Here is a 20,908-nt window from a genome sequence, read left to right as displayed (position 1 = left end):
GCCGGACCTGAGTCATTGTGCACTCCTTCTCTAAGTATCTGTAAACATTGGAAGCGTGTCCGCGTCAGCACTGCGACACGGGCGGCCCTTTCGGGCTATAGCGGCTTGAACCGTCGCCAAAGTCAGGTCGCTGGCGCGGATTTGATACGGCGCGCCGGGAACCACCTGTTCGGCAGACAATACGTTCGTCTTGATCAGATGGCGTATCCGGTGATTGGTCACGCCCAAGACCGCCGCAGCCTCTGTCATGGTCAGCCATTCGCCGTCCTTGTCCGCTGATTTGTACGCGTGGATTGCGCGAACGCGCCTCACAGAAGCGACCCGGTGCGCGGTCCAGGTTTTTCCTTGCCCCGTGGGCATGCCCATTCGATTGAGCGACGCGGCGATATGTTCATCGGACCAGCGACCCGCCATGCTGCGCATCACCGCCAGGGCATCCTCCGTGGTGGCACAACCGTGTTCACCGGTCCGAGGCTTGCGGACCTTGAGCTCCGAATGCTGACCGCCCTTCCAATGGATCGTCAACACCACATCGCGCACCGCATCATCGACATCAACAACAATGTCCGCAATCAAAGTACGAAGCAATTGCTGGCGCACGCGCATGGTCACATCGGGCGACTCCCAGGCCGCTAAGAGATTGTCGGCCAAGTTCGCGAAGGTGCCTGGATCGACCTCTATTGTCGAAGGGCTGTCGGCAGGCTTGCGCTCCTCCAGATCCCGGACGCGGCGTAGCGCAGTTTCCCAATTCTTCTCAAGCTGCGCGGCAATGAGACGGTTGTCGGGATCGCATGCCGCATAGCGACGCTCAGCCAGGCTGGCCTCGTAGCGAGCCTGTTGTAGCTCCAGATCGTGAATGTGCCGCTGGTCTTCTTGCCGCTCCCGGTGCATCCGCTCTGCTTCAAAGGTCGCTTCGATCGCTAACGGTTCTACCGCGCGCAACAACTCGCGCGCAACCGCTGCATCGACCTTCGGGCCACCGAACGTCATGCACCGGCGCAAGCCCATCATTCGATTCTGCTTGTCGCAGCGATAGACGGGTCGGCATTGTGGGTTGCCCGTATAGTAGACACTCAGTCGCTGCCCACACCGTCCGCAGGTTAGGAGACCCGATAATAGCGCTTTGCCGCCGCGGCCCGATTTAGTCCCGCCCGAGCGGCCATAATTATTGAGCGCCAATTGCTGTTGGTTGCGCTCGTATTCGTCCCAACTGATGTAACCTTCGTGATGGTCCGGGATCATCACCTCCCAGGTGCCGACGGGCTTGCCGTGCCCGTAACTGCGCCGAGCCCGTCCATCGACGATGGCAGTGCGCTTCTCGCTCTTCCCATAGACATAGACGCCGGCGTAGAAAGGGTTTTTGAGGATGCCGATCACATTGCGATAACGGACAGGCTTCCATACGAAGTTGGTCATGCGCCCTTCATCCGACGGCCGCGGGAAGTGAATCTGATCTTTCGTCATCGACAGAAGCACCTGGCGCGCACTTCCAAGCTCGTGGAAGCGGGCGAATATGGATCGGATCACCTCTTGCAGACGCAGATCGGGGTCCAGCCCAAGCCCCGCCTCCCGATGCCATATGTAACCGAACGGCACAGAAAGGCGCAATTCGCCACGCCGCGCTTTCGATCTGGCGGCATCGAGCATGCGAGCTCTCAGCACGCCTAGTTCGAACTCGCTGATACTACCCTTCATCCCGAGCAGCAGACGATCATTGGGCCGGCATGGATTATAGACACCGTCGTGGTCTATGACGCGGGCTTCAACAAGGCCGCAAAGTTCGAGCAGATGATGCCAATCACGTCCGTTGCGTGCGAGCCGTGATGCATCGAAGCATAGAACGGCACCAACCTTGCCGGCGCACAACAGGGCGACGAGACGATCGAAGCCGGGGCGGGCGACAGTTCCGCTGGCGGAGCGTCCGAGGTCGTCATCAATGACCTCAATGTCGCTGAAGCCGCGCTGTCGCGCGACGTCAACAAGATCATACTGCCGTCGCTGGCTTTCCAGATTGGTCATGACCTGCGACTGCGTGGATTGCCGCACGTAAACGATGGCCTTGCGCGCGAGTAACGCTGCCGGCATTAAATCAGTGCTGGTCATCGTTGAACTCCTCGACGACCAGACCAGCCGCCTGCATCAGCAGGCAAGCCAGTGTTGATATCGCCTTCTTGCGATCCTTGTCGCTTAGTCCGTCTAGCGTCCGGGTTTTGAATATCAGGTCGAGCTGCCGGTTCGACGCCGACACCAGCGTGTTGCGGGATCTCATCATCTTCCTCCTGAGTGATTCTATGTTCACCTCGGAAGAGTGCCGCCTTCGCACCGCCTGAGACCAGTCTGTTCAGTTCGATCAGCGCCGCAAGATCGACGCGTGCAAGACCCATGGTCATGCCGCCGCACACCAAAGGATCAATCATCCACTCCGAAATCGCGATCACCACACCTGGCGGCCCCAGTACCTTCAAAAACCGACCTGTCGCTCGCTCCTCTACGCGGCAAATGGAAACCCTCTGGCCGAAATACGGATGCCAGCGATAATAGACCTCGACTTCATCGCCGACATGGGCAGAATGAACGGGGCATTGGAATTGGCCGAAAGAACTGGCTCTTCGCCGGCTCCGACAAGGGTGGCGAGCGCATCGCGGATATCCTGACCATCATCGAGACGGCCAAACAACATGGCCATAATCCGGAGGTCTATCTGACAGACGTCCTGACTCGGATCCAGGATCACCCCAAGGATCGCCTTGAAGAACTGCTGCCGTGGCAGTGGCCGCCGGCAAAAGACCTGCACGAGGCTGCGTGATGGCCCGCTCGAAGACTATCTACACACTCAAAGAAATCGCGGGCATGCTCGGGGAGAACCTCGAGCTGCTTGAGGAAGTCACCAGCAACTCGGACAATATCGCCGAAGGCGAAATGGTCCACGTCCGTGACGGAAGCGAATACGGTACAAGAGGCCTGACTGGCGATGGCGTAGAGGGGCTCCAGGAGCTTCTCGCGGACATACGGACGTGGGACGGCGGGATCCGCCAGTTTCTCATTGACGAGCAATGCGATCCTGAAATGATCGAGCGCATTATGGCCGACGAGGTAAAGCGCAACCGCTAGCTAAACACCTACGCCTCGAGCAAAAAATGCGCTCGCCGGACGCTCACACTTGATGAGCGATGAGGCGACAGCGTTCATAGCCCTTGGCGAGAACTATGCCAGGCATGACACCGTGAAGCATTCCAGCCGCGAATACGTTCGGGACGCCGCCCATGTCAATTCGGTCGAAGGTTTCAATTCCCGCGTTCGCCGCACGATTGCCGGCGTCTTTCATCATATCAGCCCGCAGCACGCCGATCTGTATTTCCACGAGATCGGTTTCCGCTGGTCACAGCGCATTGTGACTGGCCAGGCTGTGCGCAAAAGCCGAAATGGCGTGGAACGCATGAAAACAATGTGGTCACGGGTACCGCCGGCGCTGCAATTGCTGCAGGTCTTTCGCGCTGCTACCGGTCGGCAAATGCGCAGAAGTCCGGATGGCGGGATCATCGTCAAATCAGCAGTCGCGGTCTTTGGTTGATAAAGGCCCGATACATTATGCGATCTTCTGTAACGGGCGTTTCGTCAATCCCTTGTGGGCGTAATCCCTCGCCGAGTGCTTGCTTCTGTCCGCAGTCGGAGCTTTGCCGCTGCTCTATGGGGTCTGCTGAGGACCGGTTGGCCAATCTTTTAGAGGCGCAGTCACCGCGTGCTGCTCGTCGCATAACGGCCTAACCCATCCATCGTCCCGGCGAAGGGACCTTGCTCCGGAGGGCTGATGGCTGTGCCCGTCCGAAAGCCTGTGTTGTCGTCTCCTCCGATCAAGCAGCCAGGGCCGGCGCTCCCTTATGAGCAATGAAGTTGGTTCTGTCCCTGAGCATGCAATGCAACACCACCGCCAGCTTGCGGGCCAGCGCGACACGCGCCTTTCTGGGACCGGCACGTCTGGCGACCGCCAACGCCCAGCCCTTCAGATCGGAACCTTTGACCGGTCGCGTCAGGATGACGTTGGCCGCCTCGTAGAGCGCGGTTCGCACGCTGCCATCGCCGATCTTCGAGATGCGACCGCTATGATCGGTCTCGCCCGATTGATATTTCTTCGGCGTCAATCCGAAATGCGGCCCCACCGCGCGTGATGAGCGGAATCGCTCCGGCGCATCGACGGCCGCCACGAACGTCAGTGCCACCAGGACGCCAACGCCTAGCGTCGTCATCAACCGAAGTGCGTTGTCGTCCTGACGAGCCATGGCGCGCAGCGTGCGCTCAAAACCTGCAAATTCATGCACAAGCGCGTCGCGCACCTTCAGCAGTGCCGTAGCGATCGCTTCCAAGGTCGAATGGCCTGCAATCAGCGCGCGGATGCGCCCCGCGAAAGTGCGCCGCGTCGTCGGCCCTACCTTGAGGCCGAAGCCGCGCAGGATGCCCCGGATGCTCATCTCGATGTCGTGAAGCTTACCCTGAATGAGCTTGCGGGCGGTCAGCAGCGCACGCACCTCCTGGGCGGCAAGAGATTTGCAGTGGACCGGTCTGAACCAGCCAAGCCGCATCAACTGCGCAATGCCCCGGGCGTCCTTCTTGTCGGTCTTGACCGGCATCGTCTTAAAGGCTGCACGCACGTGGCGCGTCTCGATCAGCTCGACGGAAAGACCTGCTTTCACCATCCCGGCATGCAGCCACTGCGACAAAGGGCCGGCCTCCAGACCAATGCGCTCCATCGCCACGCCGTGCTCGCCGAACCAGGCGATTAGCGCATCGGGTTCGCTGAGGATCTTCGCTTCCCGCACAATGCGGCCATCCGCATCCACCACGCACACGCTTGAGTATTCCAATGATACGTCGATGCCGGCATACTCTTTCATGGTCGTCTCTCCGTGCTGCTATGGAGCAGGCCACTCCTGACTCCGCGACACCATCATTGTGAGGGACGACCACCAGCCCTTCAAACCTGGCGGGCCGGCTTCCGCCCGTTACACCATCTTTTGAGCGCGAACGGTAACATCGAAACAGTCCTCGCGGATCGAATTGCCAGCTTCACAGCCTCAACGCGAACTTCCGGGCAGACCGTCCATAAGTCCATCTCAATATCCCGTATCCAAGGAGCCAAGAGAACACGCCTGCTCCACCAAAAATTAGAAGCAGCAAGCCGGTTCCAAGATCCATCCACATCGCCACGAGTTGCTTGCGCATGACATAGTATGAGAGCTGGTAGACCGGATGAGCGATCAGAAACGCCATAACGTAGTGGAAAGCCACCATAGCCAAGCCGCCGACCAGGCCCATGACTATGGATAGAAACGAGCCAACGGACGCAAGCCGCCTCTTTTCGGCCAGGGTGGGCGGGCGCTCGTTAACTCTTATGAACCTTTCCGCCGAGACGCCGCCGACGGCAAATATCAGTCCAATGGAGACGCCGGTTCCCATGCTGTTTGGAAGCGGCGGCGAGCGCGACGAAAGCATAGTGGCGATAGAAAGGCGTCAGGTTGGTAGTCTCAGGCATCGGTAGTTCCACTCGCGTTGGCAATCTTAAAGGGCGAAAGAAAAGCTAATCTTAGGGCGAGTTGTAGGCAGAGCTCGGATGCCCAGGACTCCGCCATCCCCGGTCCCACGGTCCTTCTACCTTTCCTTCATCGCGCCCGATGCGACTTCGGCCAAGGGCGAGAACAGATACTCCAGAATGCGGCGCTGCCCGGTCTTGATCTCGATGGTCAACGTCATTCCCGGCGCCAGCGGAACGGCTTTGCCGTCGACCAGAATGTCGGTTTCGATTGGCTCGATGATCACGGGATAGACGAGGTTCTGGACCCGCTGGGCGTTGCTGACCGGAACCGCCGATTGCAGATTGCCGGATGACATTTCCTCGAGCTGGCGGGCATCGGGTTCGGGGATGGCGTCGGTGGCGACACGAATGACCTTGCCGTGCAGGATGCCGTATCGGGTGAATGGAAACGCCTCCACCTTGATGACAGCCTCATGCCCGGCCTCGACGAAGCCGATATCGCGGTTGGGCAGATAGGCCTCGATCTCCAGTTTCTGCTCGCTCGGCACGATCCGCATCAGTTCGGTGCCCGGTGTCAGCACCTGTCCGACGGTGGTGATCGCCGACGCCTGGACAACACCGGTTTCCGGACTGCGGATGGTCATGGCGGACAGGCGCCGGCTGGCCTTGGCCAGTTCCTGCACCGCCTGATCGGCCTCGCGCATCGCTTCGGCGAGCCGCTGCATGTTCTCCGATTGGAAGGTGCTGAACTGGCTGTCCGCCTCCGCCTTCAGCACATCGAGTGCGGTCTTTGCCTCCTGATGTTCGCCCTTTTGGCTGACGAGATCGCGCTCGGCTTCCTGCAGGGTTTCCTGGGCGTCGATCATCGCCGCCTTCGTGCCGACCTCGACATCGACAAGCCGGCTGCGCATCGACACGCGCTGGGACAGCGTGGAGACGAATGTTTGCTGAGCAACGATCGTGTGTTCCAGCCGGTCAACCTGGGCGACACTCTTGCGGTATTGGGCCTTCAGATTGGCGATCGCGCCGGAAAGCTTCGCCAGTTCGGCGTCGTAGAGTTGCTGCTCGCGCGCGACCGTCGAGGCAAGCGTCTCCGTGGGGAAAGCGATGACCCGCGGTGCAGGGCCACTGGCGCTCGCCCACAGATCGCTCTTGGCCCATGAGGCCACGGTATCCCGTTGCGCCTGCCGCCTGACGATCTCCGCCTGCAATGCATCAAGCCGCAGTTTCAACGCCTGCTCTTCAGCCCGCGCAGTCGTCGGATCGAGCTCGACCAGCACCTCGCCCTTCTGCACCCGGATGCCGTTGACGGCATTTGCGGTGGTCACCCTGCCCGGCTCCTCGGACTGCACGATCTTGACCCGGCCGACTGGCTGGATCTTGCCCTGGGCCGTAGCAACGATATCGAACTTGCCAAAATAGGCCCAGATCAGCGCGAGCGCTGCGAGCACGCAGATCAGCCATATCATCGCCGCTCGTACCGGTGACGCCGGCGTTTCCAGGATCTCGATTGCCGCCGGCAGGAACTCGTTGTCGGCCCGGTTGGTCTGCTTCGTGGAACGGCTTGAAGGACGGCTCATGCCTGTGCCTCCGCGGCCACGTCGGACATGCCGTTCTGCAGCCGCCACAGATGGGCGTAGAGACCATCCTTGCGTGCCAGCAACTGATCGTGATTGCCGACCTCGACAATACGGCCTTCCGACATGCCGATGATGCGGTTGCAGGCCCGGACTGTGGCCAGTCGGTGCGCGATGATGATCACCGTTCGGCCGCGCACGATCTGGCGCATGTTGGCAAGCACGATGCGCTCGCTGTCATAGTCGAGCGCGCTCGTCGCTTCATCGAGGATCAGCATCGGTGGATTGGTCGAGAGTGCACGGGCAATGGCGATCCGTTGCCGTTGACCGCCCGACAGGTTGGCGCCGCGTTCCTCGATCATCGTCTCGTAGCCGTTCGGCAGTTTGACGATGAACTCGTCGGCACCCGACAGCCGGGCCAGGTTGATGACGGCCTCGCGCGACATCGCCGGATTGGAAAGGGCGATGTTGTCGTGGATGGTGCGGTTGAACAACAGGTTCTCCTGCAGCACCACGCCGACATGGGAACGCAGCCAGGCGGGGTCGACTTGGGCGATATCCTGGCCGTCCACAAAGACCTGGCCGGAATTGGGGATATAGAACCGCTGCATCAGCTTGGTGAGTGTCGACTTGCCGGACCCGGACGGGCCGACAATGCCGATCACCTCGCCAGGTTGAACATCGAGATCGACGTTTTTCAAGACCTCAGGTCCGTTCGGCGAATAGCGGAAACTCACATGCTTGAAGGAAATCGCGCCGCGTGGTTTTGGCAACGCGACAGGCTGGGCCGGTCGCGGCTCGGACGGCGCAGTGAGGATATCGGCCAGGCGCGAGACCGAGATTTGCACTTGCTGAAAATCCTGCCAGAGCTGCGACAGCCGCAGGATCGGCTGCGCCACCTGGCCGGCGATCATGTTGAACGCCACCAGCGCGCCGACACTCAAGCTGCCATCGATCACCGCTTGGGCACCGAAGAGAAGCAAGGCAGCGCTCGTCAGCTTGCTGACATACTGGATGGCATTCTGCCCCTTGGCGGCCAGCATGGTTGCGGCAAAGGACGAGCGCACATAGGCCGCCAGCCGTTCTTCCCATTGCGAGGCGACAACCGGCTCGATGGCTGAGGCCTTCAGCGTCTGCATGCCGACGACGGATTCGACCAGGAGCTGCTGGCTAAAGGCGCCACGGTCGAACTTCTCGTCGATGCGCTCGCGCAGGAACGGCCGGATGAGAAAACCTATGGCGATGTAAAAGGGAATGGAGGCAACGACGATCCAGGCAAGCGTCGTCGAATAGGCAAACAGCACGGCGATGAAGACGAAGGCGAAAATGAAGTCGAGGCCGCTGAACAGCCCCTGCCCCGTCAGGAACTCGCGGATCGTCTCGAGCTCGCGCATGCGCGCCACCGTCTGGCCGGCCGCGCGGGTCTCGAAATAGTTGAGCGGCAGGTTGAGCAGATGCCGGAACAGGCGCCGTCCGAGCTCGACGTCGATGCGGCTCGTCGTGTGCGACAGCGCATAGGTTCGAAGATATTGCAGGATGACGTCGAACAGGCCGATGACCACCAGACCGATGACCAGAACCGTCAGCGTCGAATAGCTGCGGTGGGCGAGAACCTTGTCGACGACGACCTGGAAGAACAACGGCGTCACCAGCGCAAACAGCTGGATGAACAGGCTGGCGATCAGCACATGGCCGAGCGACCGGCGATAGCGCCAGATCGACGGCAGGAACCAGCGGAACCCGAACCCGGTCGCGGACGCCCCTGCGCCCAGAAACTTGCGCTGCAGCAGGATGAAGCTGGCGCCGGTACGCTCGAGCAACTCGCGCGGCTCGAGCTCCTCGGTTTCCATGTTGGTCGGATTGACCAGCCGCATCTGACCGGCGGAGTTCGCCCCCGCCAGGATCGCAAAGCCATCATCGGGCAGGCACGCAATCGCTGGCGTCGGCAGTCCGCTCAGGCGCCGTTCGGAAACGCCGGAAACACGTCTTGCCTTCAATCCCACCAAGCGAGCCGCCCGCAAGACATCGTCGGCGGCAGCGTGCTGGCCGAGAGCCAGTTGCTTCGACAGCACCTCCGCCTGCGCCGCGATCCGGTAGTAGCCGGCAACGAGGCAGAGTGCCGTCAGGCCGGGATCAGGCTGTAGCTGCGGCACCTCTGTTGTTGGAGAGGTATCTCGAGGAAGCGGAGGGGTGTCCATGGAACCGCGCAAAAATCTGGAGGCAAAAGGGGTTTGCGCTGTACGGCGCCAAACAAGCGATCTGCCCACCCCAAACAGCGGCGGGCAGATCGTTGATACGGAAATAAGCAGAGCCAGGTTTATGCGACGGCTGTCGATGGCTGGCCGGGTCGATAGGTGATGGTGGCATCGCCCACGAGGGCACGAGACCCATCACCCTTGAGGTAGCTGCTTGTACCTGTGATCGCCGAACCGTCCGCGAACTGCTGCGCGCCAGCGGGTGACGGCACCAGTTCGATCAGGCGGATGTCAGCCTCCTCGAGCGTGCGCAATTCGCCGGCGTCGGTGACGCCGTTCTGGTTGGCATCCTGCCAGACGCGGAACTCGCTCCAGCGCGCGTCACCGGCATCGAGCTGGTTGTTGTCGTTGGTATCGAACACCAGCCGCAGGGCTTCCAGATCGGTGATCTCCGCTTGCTCACCCGCGAGTTCATCAGACGTCTTCCACATGGTGAAGGCCAGTTCCTTCGCCTGGTTGATCAGCCCATCCGGACCTGCACTGCCATCGGCGGCAACGTCGATTGCCAACCAGCCATCGGCAGGACCGGCCCAGGCGCTACTGTCAGCGATACCGTCACCATCCCAGTCGAACCGCGGGCCATTGCCCGCCTCGAACTCGGCAGACGAGAACATGCGAAGATCAATGTGATCGTCGCCGTCAAGGTCGAGCATCACCGGCTTGTAGCTCCGGACGCCAAATCCGCTTTGAACGTACTGCGGGTACAACGACAGGACATGTCGATCGTCGTACGTGTAAGCGACACCATAGAGAGTGTTCATAACTCCCGGACCATATCTCGGCCGCGAACGATCGTTGTCGGAGGTTATGCGGTTGTAGGTATCCCTTGCATAAGTTCGCATCGCGCCAATGCGGTTCCATTGAAGGGTTGTAAACAACGGCTCCTGGATCCCAGCCAAATCGCTAGTGGCGCGGGCATCAAAGCCCGCGTAGCCGGCATAGGGCTTGCGTCCTTCGGCATAGCCCCAGCCGCGCCAGTGTTCGAACGGATTGAGACCGCCATTTCTGATGTCGGCGTACTGCTGAAGATAGAAAGACGAATCAAACCACGCATTCGGCCGTCGTCCTTCCTTCCATCCGAACTGGCTGAAATGGTCGATCGCCGGCGCATTCCAGCCCGCGGCGACATCCGGGTTCGCGGCCATGTAATATTCTGGGTCGAATGTGGCGAGCTGCCGTGCCGTCGGTTGGCCGTCGTAGCGGCTCTCTTCAACCACCCCATCGTCGCGCCGCTGGAACTGCGCCGTCACCTGCTCGGCCGCATTGACGTACTGCTCCAGATACGACCAGGGGTGGCTGTTGCTCACGTCCCAAAATTTGGCGAAACGGGAGTTGTCGCCTTGATAGGCGGCCGTCGTCGTCACTGTACCCGCAGCATTCTTGACCTCGACGAACTTCGACCATGGTTGATTGTTGTAGACGTTGAACGTCGTTGTTTGGGTGGTCCCATTGTCGTATTCGTTGGCTTGCCACGCGAGTGCGCCAGCCGCATTGTAGACTTGGGTAATTTTGACCCAATCCTGGGCATTTGCCGGATCGAAGCTATAGACATGTCTCGACCCGTCATCATTGTAGTTGGTCTGGATTACGAGGCGGCCGCTGTTGTCGATGTATTGTTCGTAGCGTGACCATCCCTGATTGCTATCGACGTCGTATTGGATGGTGTTGTGCGTGCCGTCGTCGTTGGTCTGATCGACAGTATGGAGGTGGCCGGCCGCATTGTAGTTCTGCTGATGCAATGACCAGGTCTGGGCATTCGCTGGATCGTAGGAATAGGTGGAGCGGGTGCCATTGTCATTGAAGTTCGATTGAACCAGGACACGGCCGCTATTGTCCTTATGCTGCTCATAACGTGACCAGCCTTGGCTACTGTCGACGTCATAGGTGATCGTGTTGAACGTGCCGTTGTCGTTGGCCTGATCGACGAAATAGAGCTGTCCCGCGGCATTGTAGTAAGATGCGTTCGTGGACCAACTCTGTGCGTTGGACGCATCCAAGACGGTCGCAGTCCTCGTACCGTTGTCGTTGAAGACCGATGACTGCGTGGTGCGCCCCTGGGCATCGATCAGGTGCTCCCGCCGGGTCCAGGTCTGATTGCCAAACGCGTCATATTCGACCTTGCTGGTCAGTGCGCCCGCTGCGGAAAAGACCTGCGCTTCGAAGAGCGACCCACTTGCATGATAGTAAAGATCGGTCCGGGTTGCATTGTCATTAAACAGCTTCTCGAGGGTCCTCACGCCCGCCGCGTCGAAGGTCTGCTCTGCGCGGGTCCAGCCACTCTGGTTGTAGGGGTCGTAAACGACAGCGCTCGTCTTCTTGCCGGCGATGTCATGGAAGGTTTTGGAAAGCAATGCCCCGTCAGCGGCAAAGTTCTGGATTTCATGCACCTGTCCGCCGGGTGAGCGAAAGTAAAAATCGCTCCGCCCGCCATTGTCGAGAAATTGCTTTTCAAGGATTCTTACGCCCGTCGCGTCGAACGTCAACTCCGCGCGAGACCAGACACTCTGGCTATAAGCATCGAAGACGGTCGCGTTGGTTTTCGTGCCGGCCGCGTCATGGAAGGTTTTCCAAAGCAAGGCGCCATCGGCGGCAAAGCTGTGCACCTCGTAGACCTGGCCGCCCGGTGAACGATAGTAAGATTCGCTCCTGCCTCCGTTATCCAGGAACTGCTTCTCGACAATTTTCACATCGGCCGCGTCAAACGTCTGTTCTACTCGCAACCAGACGTCCTGGTTGAGCGGGTCATGAAGCACCGCGCTCGTCCGCTTGCCCTGCGTGTCGTAGAGCGTCACCGATGTCAGCGCACCGTTGCCGGCAAATGTTTGAGACTGCTGGATTTGACCGCCCGGTGACCGGTAAAGGAGCTCCGTGCGCGTGCCATCGTCCAGGAACTGCTTCTCGAGCGTCTTGATGCCGGCGACATCAAAGGTCTGCTCGACGCGCGACCAGGCGTGCTGGCTCAGTGGGTCGTGCAGGACGGCGCTCGTGCGCTTACCCTGTGCGTCGTAAAGGGTGGTAGATGTCAATGCCGCATTGGCAGCAAAGGTTCGCGATTCATAGATCTGCCCGTCCGGTGCCCGGTAGAAGAACTCCGCGGTACTACCGTCGTCAAGGAACTGTTTCTCGAGGATCTTGATGCCGGCGGTATCATAAGTCTGCTCGACTCGTGACCAGGCCTGCTGGTTGAGCGGATCATAAAGCACAGAACTGCGGATGATGTTGAGATCATCAAGCACTTCCGTCGCGAGGACCGCGCCGGTCGCCGCCACATAGGACGTGCGCGTCGATGTTCCGTTCGGCGCTCTGATCTGTTCATCCAGTGTCCGCCCGGCACCATCCACCGTTTTGATATGCAGGACGTTCCCAAACCCATCAACCTTGATCTGCGCCGTCTTGGCCACCGTCCCGCCGATTTCCCTGGTCACGACCGTTCGCTCAACCGCACCGCTGCTAAGCTTGGTTGTCGTCTCCACAAGTTCGTAGAAACCATCGTTGTTGCCGTCCTTTTTAAAGACGTTCGCAACGCCGTCGTGGCTTACTTCAAAAAGGCCGCGAGCCTTCACACTTCCGTCGCTGTTGGTCTCCGTGACCATTGTGACGATGCTGCCATCTATCCGGGTTCTGGCCTCCATGGAGACCTCGAAGCGACCGTCACCATCGATATCAACGGATGTCGTTTTGAGGCGACCATCGGCCGATGTGGTCGTTTCAGACGCTGCCGGAACCTTGTCGTTCCAGTAAGTTTCGCCATTGAACTTTTGATCGGATCTACGGGCACGAGAATTATTTGTTTCTGACGTCAGTCGGATTCCGGATGCAAGGACGGTCTCTCGAACGGTTCGGTCGATCACCCCGTCCCCGTCGACATCTGTGGTTTCCACGTGCGTCCTGCCATCGGCGCTGGTTATTTTCGTGGTCTTAGTGCGGAGGTTTCCGGACTTCAGGTCCGTATCCGCGATGACAATTTCTCGACTGCCATCTGCGTAGATTGCGTTCTCCTGTACCTTTCGCGTATCCGCAGTCCCGTCACCATTCCGGTCAACTTCGGTCACGGACGATAGTCCGTTGGCGGCCTGCGTCGTTGCGATCCGGCCCGTCATGGTGCCATTGTCAAAATTCGTGACCGTGGTCAGCTTACGGCCCTCGACTGTGGTAACAGTCTGCTCCATCTGATCGGTCTGGCCATCACCATTGGTGTCGCGGTCGATTTGGACCAGCCGGTTGTCGTCGGATACTGTGGTGGTGACCCCTTCGAGAAGTTGACCTGAGCCGTTGCGGACGCTGTAGACCTTCACCGAGCCTCCGTCCGCACGCTGACGCGATACAGACGTCGTAGATCGAGAAGCAATACCGTCAATTCCGGAAACGTCCTGAACTGTCACCGTTCTGCCATCTGCGCTCGATGAGATGGTCATCGTCGACAGGACAGCGCTATCCGTTGCCAGTGATGCGATGGTGCGCGTGGACGTGCCGTCCGCATCCAGAACAGTGGTGTCGGTTTGCCTCTGGTCGACAGTGCCATTGCCGTCGGTGTCGAGCTGCTTTGTCGTGACGAGGCCATTGGCAGAAACGATCGTTGTAAGGCTACCGGCACTCTGACCATTCTCAAACTGCTGCTCAGTCGTCGTGCGCGAGCCGTCTGCGTTCAACGTCGTGACTTTGCTCTTCCGGCCACCATACGATCCCGTGCCGCTATCGTCCCATTGCAGATTTTCGGTCAAACCATCACCGCTGACCGTCGCAACCTCCCGACCCTTCAGCACCAACGAGCCGTTCTCATTGGTTTTATAGTCGGTGGTGGTCGTCTTACCGCCATCGGCACCGATGGCCGTCAGTTTCGTCACCTGCGCATCCGCGACACCATTGCCGTCGAAATCGTAGGTGTAGGTCTTGGAAAGGCCGCTGCCGCTGGTATCGATGACTGTCTGACGGGCAATCGTCTGACCGTCGGGGCGATAGTCGGTCAAAACCTGGTGCGTCGTCCCATCATCGTACAACTGCGTGAGTGTGAACTGATCTGCGACCAGGTCGCCATCGATATCCTTTGTAACGTTGACGATCCGCTTGTCGGCGCTCGTCCAGGTCCCCACATAGCTTTCGCGCGACCAGTCGGCATTGAAAAACAGGCGGTCGTTTTGAGTGGAACCATCCTGGTGATGGGTGGTCGCGTCTGTGAAGGCGCGCAGCGTGGCATAGTTGCCATCGGCATAGACGATCTGCTTCGTCAGGCCATTCGCGCTGACGGTCGTCCTTATTCCCTCCTTCAGGATCCAGTTTCCAGAGAATTCGGACTGAAGCGTCGTGGTCACGCCGTCTGCTGCGATCGACGTTTCCACCCGCCTGTGCAGATCTGGCGTACTATCTCCGTTGAAATCGAAGGTCTTCGTCGTCATCAATCGGTTTGCCGAAACGATGGTCACGCTGGCACTTAGCGCAGCTCCAGATGCGTTTTGCTCGGTGACCGAGCGCACCTGTTCCCCGTTGTCATTGATCTTGTCCTCGATCCATCGATCACTGACACCGTTTCCATCCTGGTCGATACCCTGGGTTACGTGCCTGCCGTTAGCGCTCGTGTTCGTCTCGGACCTGGCGACAAGCCTTCCATCGGCGGCATAGCTTTCCGCTGCAGAATAGGTCGACCCGTCAGCATTCAGCGCTTTCCACTGGCGCATCGTGTTATCGGTGACACCGTCACCATTGAGATCCGATACGGTGCTCGATACCAGTCCATTGGCCGATGTCGAGACCGTGGACCGCGAAGCCAGACTGGTGCCTGCCATCGTGGATTGGGTCACTGCCTTGGAACCGTCGTTTTCAATCATGGTGATGGTGATAACGGTTTTGTCGACAACCCCGTCGCCGTTCGCGTCAGTCTCTTGGACTATCGAAAAGCCGTTCCCGCTCGTCGTGACCATGTTCCGGCTGAGCAGCGTATCGTTTGCTGAGGCTTTCGATGTGGTAACCGTGTTGCCGCCATTGTTGTGCAACATGGTATGTGTCTCTGTGGTGAAATCGGTCGACCAGTCGCCGTTTACGTCGTCAAAGTCTTTCCGGTAGAGCCCATTTGCGTCCGCATAGGTAAATGTCCTCGAGATGAGCAGCCCGCTGTTGGCGTAGTTACGGGTGTCAGTCGTTTGCCCGCCATCGTTTATGGTCGTCGTTTCCCAGAAGTTGGTTTGTCCATCTCCGTCGGTATCCCGCTGGGCGAAAGTGAACGAGTGGGTGGCATTGACCGAGGTGGTGCTCCTGCTGAGAAGCGATCCGCCACCGCTTCGCTCCTCCACCGTGGTCAGCTGACTGCCATCGGCATTGAGAACCTTCTTGGTGGTGGCGAGCTGATCTGTCTGACCATCCCCATTGACATCAGTCACCCGGCTCACCGTGAGGCCATCCGCGCTCGTCGTGATGCTATTCCGGTTCAGCAGCGTGCCGTTTGCCGAGGTTTTCGCTGTGATTAGTGTGTTGCCGCCAGTGTTGTGCAACACGGTATACGTCTCGGTGGTGAAATCGTTCTCCCAGTCGCCGTTTACGTCGTCGAACTCCTTCTTGAAGAGACCGTTTCCATCCGCATATACGAACTTCTTTGAGATCAGCGCCCCGCTGGCGGTGTAGCGGTGGCTGTCGACCATCTGGCCGCCATCATTCGCTCTCGTCGTGCGTTCCCAAAGATCGTTGTTCCCGTCTCCGTCGGCATCAACTTGCGTAACCGTTTCAGAGCGATCGACACTGATCGAGGTCGTGACCTTGTTCAGAAGCGTTCCGTTACCGCTGCGCTCCTCCACCGTGATCAGCTGACTGCCATCGGCATTCAGCACCTTCCTGGTGGTGGCGAGCTGATCTGACTGACCGTCGCCATCGACATCAGTCACCCGACTCACCGTGAGGCCGCCCGCGCTCGTCGTCGTGCTAACCGTGCCTTCGACGCTGGAAACCGTACGGGTCGTCGAACCGTCCTGGTTGAAAACCGTGATATCGCTCACACGATGATCGATGGCGCCATCACCATTCCGGTCGCTGGCCGTCTCGATGACAAGGCCGTTACCACTGGCCGAGACCGTGGTGCTGTTGAGAAGCGCTCCGTCGAGTGCACGTTCGGAGACGGTGCGAATGCGGCCGCCATTGCCATTAATGACAGTGTTTTCGGTAGTTGTCCGTTCCGCAGTGCCATTACCATCGGCATCGGTTGCCACCGATACGGTCAGTCCGTCGGCACTCAATGCCGTCGTCTCACGGCCAAGCGTTGTGCCATCCGCTGCCACGATGACAACGGTTTCTGTTTTGCTGCCGTTGGCGCCAATCACCGTCGTGCGCCGTCTGTTGACACCGCCACCACGGTTTGCATCCTCCGTGACCGTCACGCTTTTGCGGTCGGCGCTGATTACGGTTTCTGAAGAACTGAGTAACGTGCCGTTGGCCGACCGCTGAGCGACGCGCTGTGTGCGGCTGCCGTCGGCATTCAGCTGTGTGATATCCGTCGACGTGACATCTGTCGTGCCGTCGCCATCGATATCCATTTGAGTGACCACGGTCAGGCTGTCCGCCGAGACTGTCTTCACGACCCTGCCAAGCGACGCGCCGGAGGTGCTGGTCTTGGAGACAGTCTGAGTCCGACTTCCATCAGCGTTCTGGACGATGGAATCAACGATCGTTTCGTCGACCGTTCCATCGCCGTCGACGTCGCGGCGGGTCGTCTGCGTCAATCCATCCGCAGAGACCACGTTCGACGTCTTTGTGATAACCGTTCCGTCGCGCGCCAGGGCCGTGACGGTCGTTGTTGCCGAACCGTCGGCCGCGACGGCGATCACTGCGGTCTCATCCGCGAAGCCGTCCCCATCCTTGTCATCGGAGATTGTCGTGTTCGCTCGGTCGACGCTCTTGGTCGTCACCCGCCGCGAGAGCAGGGCACCGTTGCCGCTACGCTCCTCGATGGTCTCCATCCAGGTCCCATCTCCGGCAACGCTGGTCACGTTGCTCGAAACCCGATCGATAGCATCATCACCGGTGAGATCAGACGAAACGATCTTGGTAAGACCGTTCGCACTATTGGTCGTGATTGTCTTGGTTCTCAGCGAGCCGTCTTCGTTGCGAACATAGGAGGTCGTCGTGACCGCGCCATCCGCTGCCACATCCGTTGCAACGGACCGGCGCTCATCGAACGTGCCAGTGCCGGTGTGATCGAGATCGACCGACTGCGCTCGTCCGTTCGCTGAAATGGTCTCGACGCTTCTGGACAGCACCGTCCCGTCGGAACCTGCCGTCGTCACGGTCTTGGTGCGAGCGCCGCCTGAGCCGACAACCGTCACTTCCGTACGGACGAGATCGAATGTGCCAGTGCCGGTGGAGTCGATGTTCGTCGTTTTCGTCAAGCCGTCGGCGGTGGCAGTGCTCACGACACGCTTCAGAAGTGCTCCGTTCGCGCTCAGTTCTTCGACGGTCGTGGACGTGGAACCGTCTGTATTCGTGACAAACACCTGACGTTCGTCGGTGCTGCCGTCGCCGTCAGCGTCCAGCAGCGTCGTCACAGCGGACTTGTCACCGCTTCTGATTGTCGTCGTGCGATCGGCAAGCGTACCGTCCGCAGCGAAGTTCGAGACGATCCCGGTCCTCGAACCATCGGCGCCAACTGCGAGCGTCACCGTCTGATGGCGGTCATAGGTACCGTTGCCATCGTCGTCGAAGCGAGTCGTGGTCGTTGCCTTGTCGGCGCTGACCGTCACCAGTTCGCGGAAAGCCAGCACACCCACCTTGTCGAAGCCGGAGATCTCCGTTGTCGTCGAACCGTCGGCATTGCTGACTGTGTCGCGCTTGATAATGTAGCCTGTGGCGTCCGCCACCAGCACTGCGTCGCCAACCGCGCCCTTCGTACCATCGGTCCGGGTGAAGGTGGTCGTGCCGGTGATCGCCGAGCCGTCACTAAAGACGCGGCCCGCGCCGGTCGGGGTCAAATCGATCGACTCAATGCCAAGGGACGCTAACGACACAAGTTGCTCGCCCACCATCACCTTGAATTCGTTCCAGCGCACGTCGCCTGCGTCGAGCTTGCCGTTATGGTTCGTGTCGAAGACACTCTTCAGTGCCGCGAGGTCGCCGCTGGCGCCTGGGTCCCATTGCGCGAAGGCGAATTCTTTCTCCTCCGAAATCTTGCCGTCGCCACCGAGGTCGATGACAAGCACGCCATTGCCATCACCGGCCCACGCCGTCCGACGCTGATATCCGTCACCGTTTGTTTCTAGGAACGTCGAGGACGAGGAGAGCGGATTGATGTCGAGACCGTTGCCGGTGAGGTCGAGAAGAACAGGCCAATAATGTCCGCCTTTCCCTCTGTTGTCGAAACCGCTGCGATCGTCCTTCTCCTTGCCCGGATGTCCTCGGTCCCACCGGCCGCTACCGCTTGAACCAGTGCCGGCGTTCGCCCCACCTCGGCCAGAACCTGAAACGCTACCACTAGGTGAGCCTCCTCCCCCAAAACCATTCCCTTTAGCAGTATCGCCGGGGCTGTTTCCGCGATCCGGCCTGGAACTCGGTGTCGGCCCCTCTCTTGGCGTGGAGGCATATCCACCGCCGGACCCTCGACCGCTGCCCGAACTCGAGGTCTGGTTGTCACGACTCGGCGTTGACGATGCGTTGGTACGCCCGCTGGATCCACTATTCCCGTAATTACCTGCTCCATAGCCGTTGCTTCCGCGGTCATTGCGATCCTCGCCTCGCGATCCGCCTCCGCCGAGGCCGCTTCCCCCGGATAATGGGCTTCCGATGGTGTTGTCGGGGCGAGTTTGCTCGGGCTGCGGTTGCGGCAAAGCTGGTGGAGCGACGGGCTTCAGATCCAGCGACACCAATAGAATTGGTTCTACCGGGTCGATGACGATCGGGTGGATTGAATCAAAGATGTATGGAGCAACCGGAGCGATCGGCGCAGGCAGATCGGGGACGAACATGTACGGTGCAACAGTAGTCGGTTGTAGAGTAGTTGGGCTGATCGTACTGTCCGGCAGAACCTCGGTTAAAGGCGGGTGTAGTGACGGTCTGTCAGCGGGATCTATCTGTTCTGAAGGCGTGTCGTAGCCTGTCCCAGGCCCTGTATATCCTGAAAACCTCGGACCGCCAATCGCCGGATCCATTTTGAAATAGGGGTCGGCATCAAATGGATCAGGTGTCAGGTGCACCCTCCAGCTTTGTTCCGCATAGGCGAAGGGTTCAAGATCGTAATCGATCAGCATTCGCATGCCGTTTTCGAATGCTTGGCCCGTTGCGTATACTCCGATGCCGCCGAAAAATATGCCCGCTGCCGGACCAAGGAGGTTGCCAAGCGAGCCGAAAACAATACCGCCGAGCACTCGACCGGTTGCGCCCGCAACCTCAACAACCTTGTCGGCTTCAGATTCGGCTTCGCTTACATTCTTAATTTCGAATGCTGCCCCGACAACGGAGAAGAACACGAGACCTGACTTAGCTATGCTTAGAGCAATCTGCGGATTCTTCTCAATTTCCGCAGCAAAACCAAGTGCCGTTCCCAACAAGCCAAAAAGTAAATCTTGGGTGAAATCCAAACCGGTGTACGGGTCGAATTTAGGTTCTGGCGAACTCATCGAGTAACACTCCGACGATTGTTGATAGAAATAACGACGAAAATGCTGGCTATCAAAATGGCGATGTAAATCCCGGCCATTAGTCCACCCATAATAAAAAGTGTCTTGACAAACTGAAATTCAAAATCTTCTGGTCGTTCAACACTATTAAACCATGAGCAACCCAAGCCGTCTGGGCCTACAAGCGACCAGGTAGACAATGTGAGAAATAGAAATACGATTGCCAGGAGTGAACCCACTACGGCGACTAGCGGATATTTTTGATTTTCAGTCAGCGCTGCGACAGACAAAGGTGCGGCCAGTAGGTTCCCCGCATGAACGGTGCAAAACGCCACCACCAAACCCACGCCACCGAAATACGCGGAGAGATACAAACGTTCACTGTAACCGTAAAGATTTCGTATCGCTAGGGCGTCGCATTTGTACCGGCTAAACAATGTCTCCGACAGTCCACCAGTGATGTAATCGTAAATGTCGAAGTGCAAAAGGTAGTATGAGGATATCGGCGCCAATATTATTAGAAATGCAGGAAGTTGTGCTCTGTAGAATAAATACAAATACCGATTCACGCGCAGATCCCTGATTTCAGCTGTGCCTTGGCCGCGCAATCCTGCGTTAAAGCTCACTCGCAGCCACTATTCATTCCAACGGTACAGCCCATATCTGTTCAGGCCGCCACCCTGACGAGCAATAGTGCAGAATCCTAGCGACATGCAACTATTGTTTCAGTGTGGCGCGCTTGAATAAACCGATATATGTCAGTGAGTTATTCTATGAGGAACGCCTGCGAATAGTACGACTTTTGCGATTGCGGTTGGCAATCAAATTGGTCCGCACGCAGAACCGTTATGCAATTGGATGATCGGGCCCCCTCGCAGAACCCTCGGAAAGACCGGCCTCGCAAAGGGCCGGAACAAGCAGCGGTGATTACTAATTAGACAACGCAGCCGGTTGCACTTGATA

Annotated in this window: 9 protein-coding genes and 2 pseudogenes; 3 read left to right on the top strand and 8 right to left on the bottom strand. The window is 58.9% G+C overall.

Translation table 11 applies throughout. The features are described from left to right. Window positions 1–30: 30 nt before the first annotated feature. Both BC363_RS21305 and BC363_RS21300 read right to left on the bottom strand, forming a co-directional pair. Complete coding sequence (locus BC363_RS21305) at window positions 31–2,103, bottom strand: recombinase family protein (protein ID WP_065793326.1); 2,073 nt, start codon at window positions 2,101–2,103, stop codon at window positions 31–33. Then, window positions 2,090–2,269, bottom strand: coding sequence for a hypothetical protein (locus BC363_RS21300; RefSeq protein WP_065785974.1), 180 nt, complete (start codon window positions 2,267–2,269; stop codon window positions 2,090–2,092). Before BC363_RS21300 ends, BC363_RS21305 begins: the two co-directional genes overlap by 14 nt. Window positions 2,270–2,581: 312 nt before the next feature. On the opposite strand from BC363_RS21300, the pseudogene BC363_RS33725 reads away from it, so the two are divergent. The 3 genes and pseudogenes from BC363_RS33725 to BC363_RS21285 form a co-directional block, all read left to right on the top strand. Continuing rightward, window positions 2,582–2,806: pseudogene (locus BC363_RS33725) on the top strand (transposase domain-containing protein); the annotation flags it as partial. Continuing rightward, entirely contained in the window at window positions 2,806–3,111 is a 306-nt protein-coding gene (locus tag BC363_RS21290; RefSeq protein WP_065780833.1) for a hypothetical protein, read from the top strand. The pseudogene BC363_RS33725 and the gene BC363_RS21290, both read left to right, overlap by 1 nt. Before the next feature lie 43 nt (window positions 3,112–3,154). Then, window positions 3,155–3,571 (top strand): annotated as a pseudogene (locus BC363_RS21285) (transposase); the annotation flags it as partial. A gap of 280 nt (window positions 3,572–3,851) precedes the next feature. On the opposite strand, the gene BC363_RS21280 reads toward BC363_RS21285, so the two are convergent. The 6 genes from BC363_RS21280 to BC363_RS34610 form a co-directional block, all read right to left on the bottom strand. Next, the gene (locus tag BC363_RS21280; protein WP_065786004.1) at window positions 3,852–4,889 is read right to left on the bottom strand and encodes an IS110 family transposase; all 1,038 of its coding nucleotides are present in this window, start codon (window positions 4,887–4,889) and stop codon (window positions 3,852–3,854) included. A gap of 172 nt (window positions 4,890–5,061) precedes the next feature. Then, window positions 5,062–5,451, bottom strand: coding sequence for a hypothetical protein (locus BC363_RS35180; protein ID WP_065786005.1), 390 nt, complete (start codon window positions 5,449–5,451; stop codon window positions 5,062–5,064). A 192-nt stretch (window positions 5,452–5,643) separates the two neighbouring features. Continuing rightward, window positions 5,644–7,107, bottom strand: coding sequence for an HlyD family type I secretion periplasmic adaptor subunit (locus BC363_RS21270; RefSeq protein ID WP_065786006.1), 1,464 nt, complete (start codon window positions 7,105–7,107; stop codon window positions 5,644–5,646). Further along, complete coding sequence (locus BC363_RS21265) at window positions 7,104–9,257, bottom strand: type I secretion system permease/ATPase (protein WP_244519931.1); 2,154 nt, start codon at window positions 9,255–9,257, stop codon at window positions 7,104–7,106. The genes BC363_RS21270 and BC363_RS21265 overlap by 4 nt, the downstream gene beginning before the upstream one ends. Before the next feature lie 164 nt (window positions 9,258–9,421). Next, window positions 9,422–19,945 carry a hypothetical protein gene (locus tag BC363_RS21260; protein ID WP_141690392.1) on the bottom strand — a complete coding sequence of 3,508 codons (10,524 nt, stop codon included), beginning with the start codon at window positions 19,943–19,945 and terminating at the stop codon, window positions 9,422–9,424. Beyond that, window positions 19,942–20,571 (bottom strand): hypothetical protein, encoded by a 630-nt coding sequence (locus BC363_RS34610; protein ID WP_141690391.1) that lies wholly within the window; start codon window positions 20,569–20,571, stop codon window positions 19,942–19,944. Before BC363_RS34610 ends, BC363_RS21260 begins: the two co-directional genes overlap by 4 nt. Between the last annotated feature and the right edge of the window lie 337 nt (window positions 20,572–20,908).

It is taken from the genome of Ensifer sp. LC384, assembly GCF_001695865.1.
GTDB lineage: Bacteria > Pseudomonadota > Alphaproteobacteria > Rhizobiales > Rhizobiaceae > Ensifer.
The sequence above is the reverse complement of the archived record's forward strand: the minus strand, read 5'-3'. Positions and strand labels throughout refer to the sequence as shown.

Excerpts from the sequence above, each read along its gene's own strand:
- BC363_RS21305 (WP_065793326.1), bottom strand. The coding sequence starts at position 2,103 with ATGACCAGCACTGATTTAATGCCGGCAGCGTTACTCGCGCGCAAGGCC.
- BC363_RS21300 (WP_065785974.1), bottom strand. The coding sequence starts at position 2,269 with ATGAGATCCCGCAACACGCTGGTGTCGGCGTCGAACCGGCAGCTCGAC.
- BC363_RS21290 (WP_065780833.1), top strand. The coding sequence starts at position 2,806 with ATGGCCCGCTCGAAGACTATCTACACACTCAAAGAAATCGCGGGCATG.
- BC363_RS21280 (WP_065786004.1), bottom strand. The coding sequence starts at position 4,889 with ATGAAAGAGTATGCCGGCATCGACGTATCATTGGAATACTCAAGCGTG.
- BC363_RS35180 (WP_065786005.1), bottom strand. The coding sequence starts at position 5,451 with ATGGGAACCGGCGTCTCCATTGGACTGATATTTGCCGTCGGCGGCGTC.
- BC363_RS21270 (WP_065786006.1), bottom strand. The coding sequence starts at position 7,107 with ATGAGCCGTCCTTCAAGCCGTTCCACGAAGCAGACCAACCGGGCCGAC.
- BC363_RS21260 (WP_141690392.1), bottom strand. The coding sequence starts at position 19,945 with ATGAGTTCGCCAGAACCTAAATTCGACCCGTACACCGGTTTGGATTTC.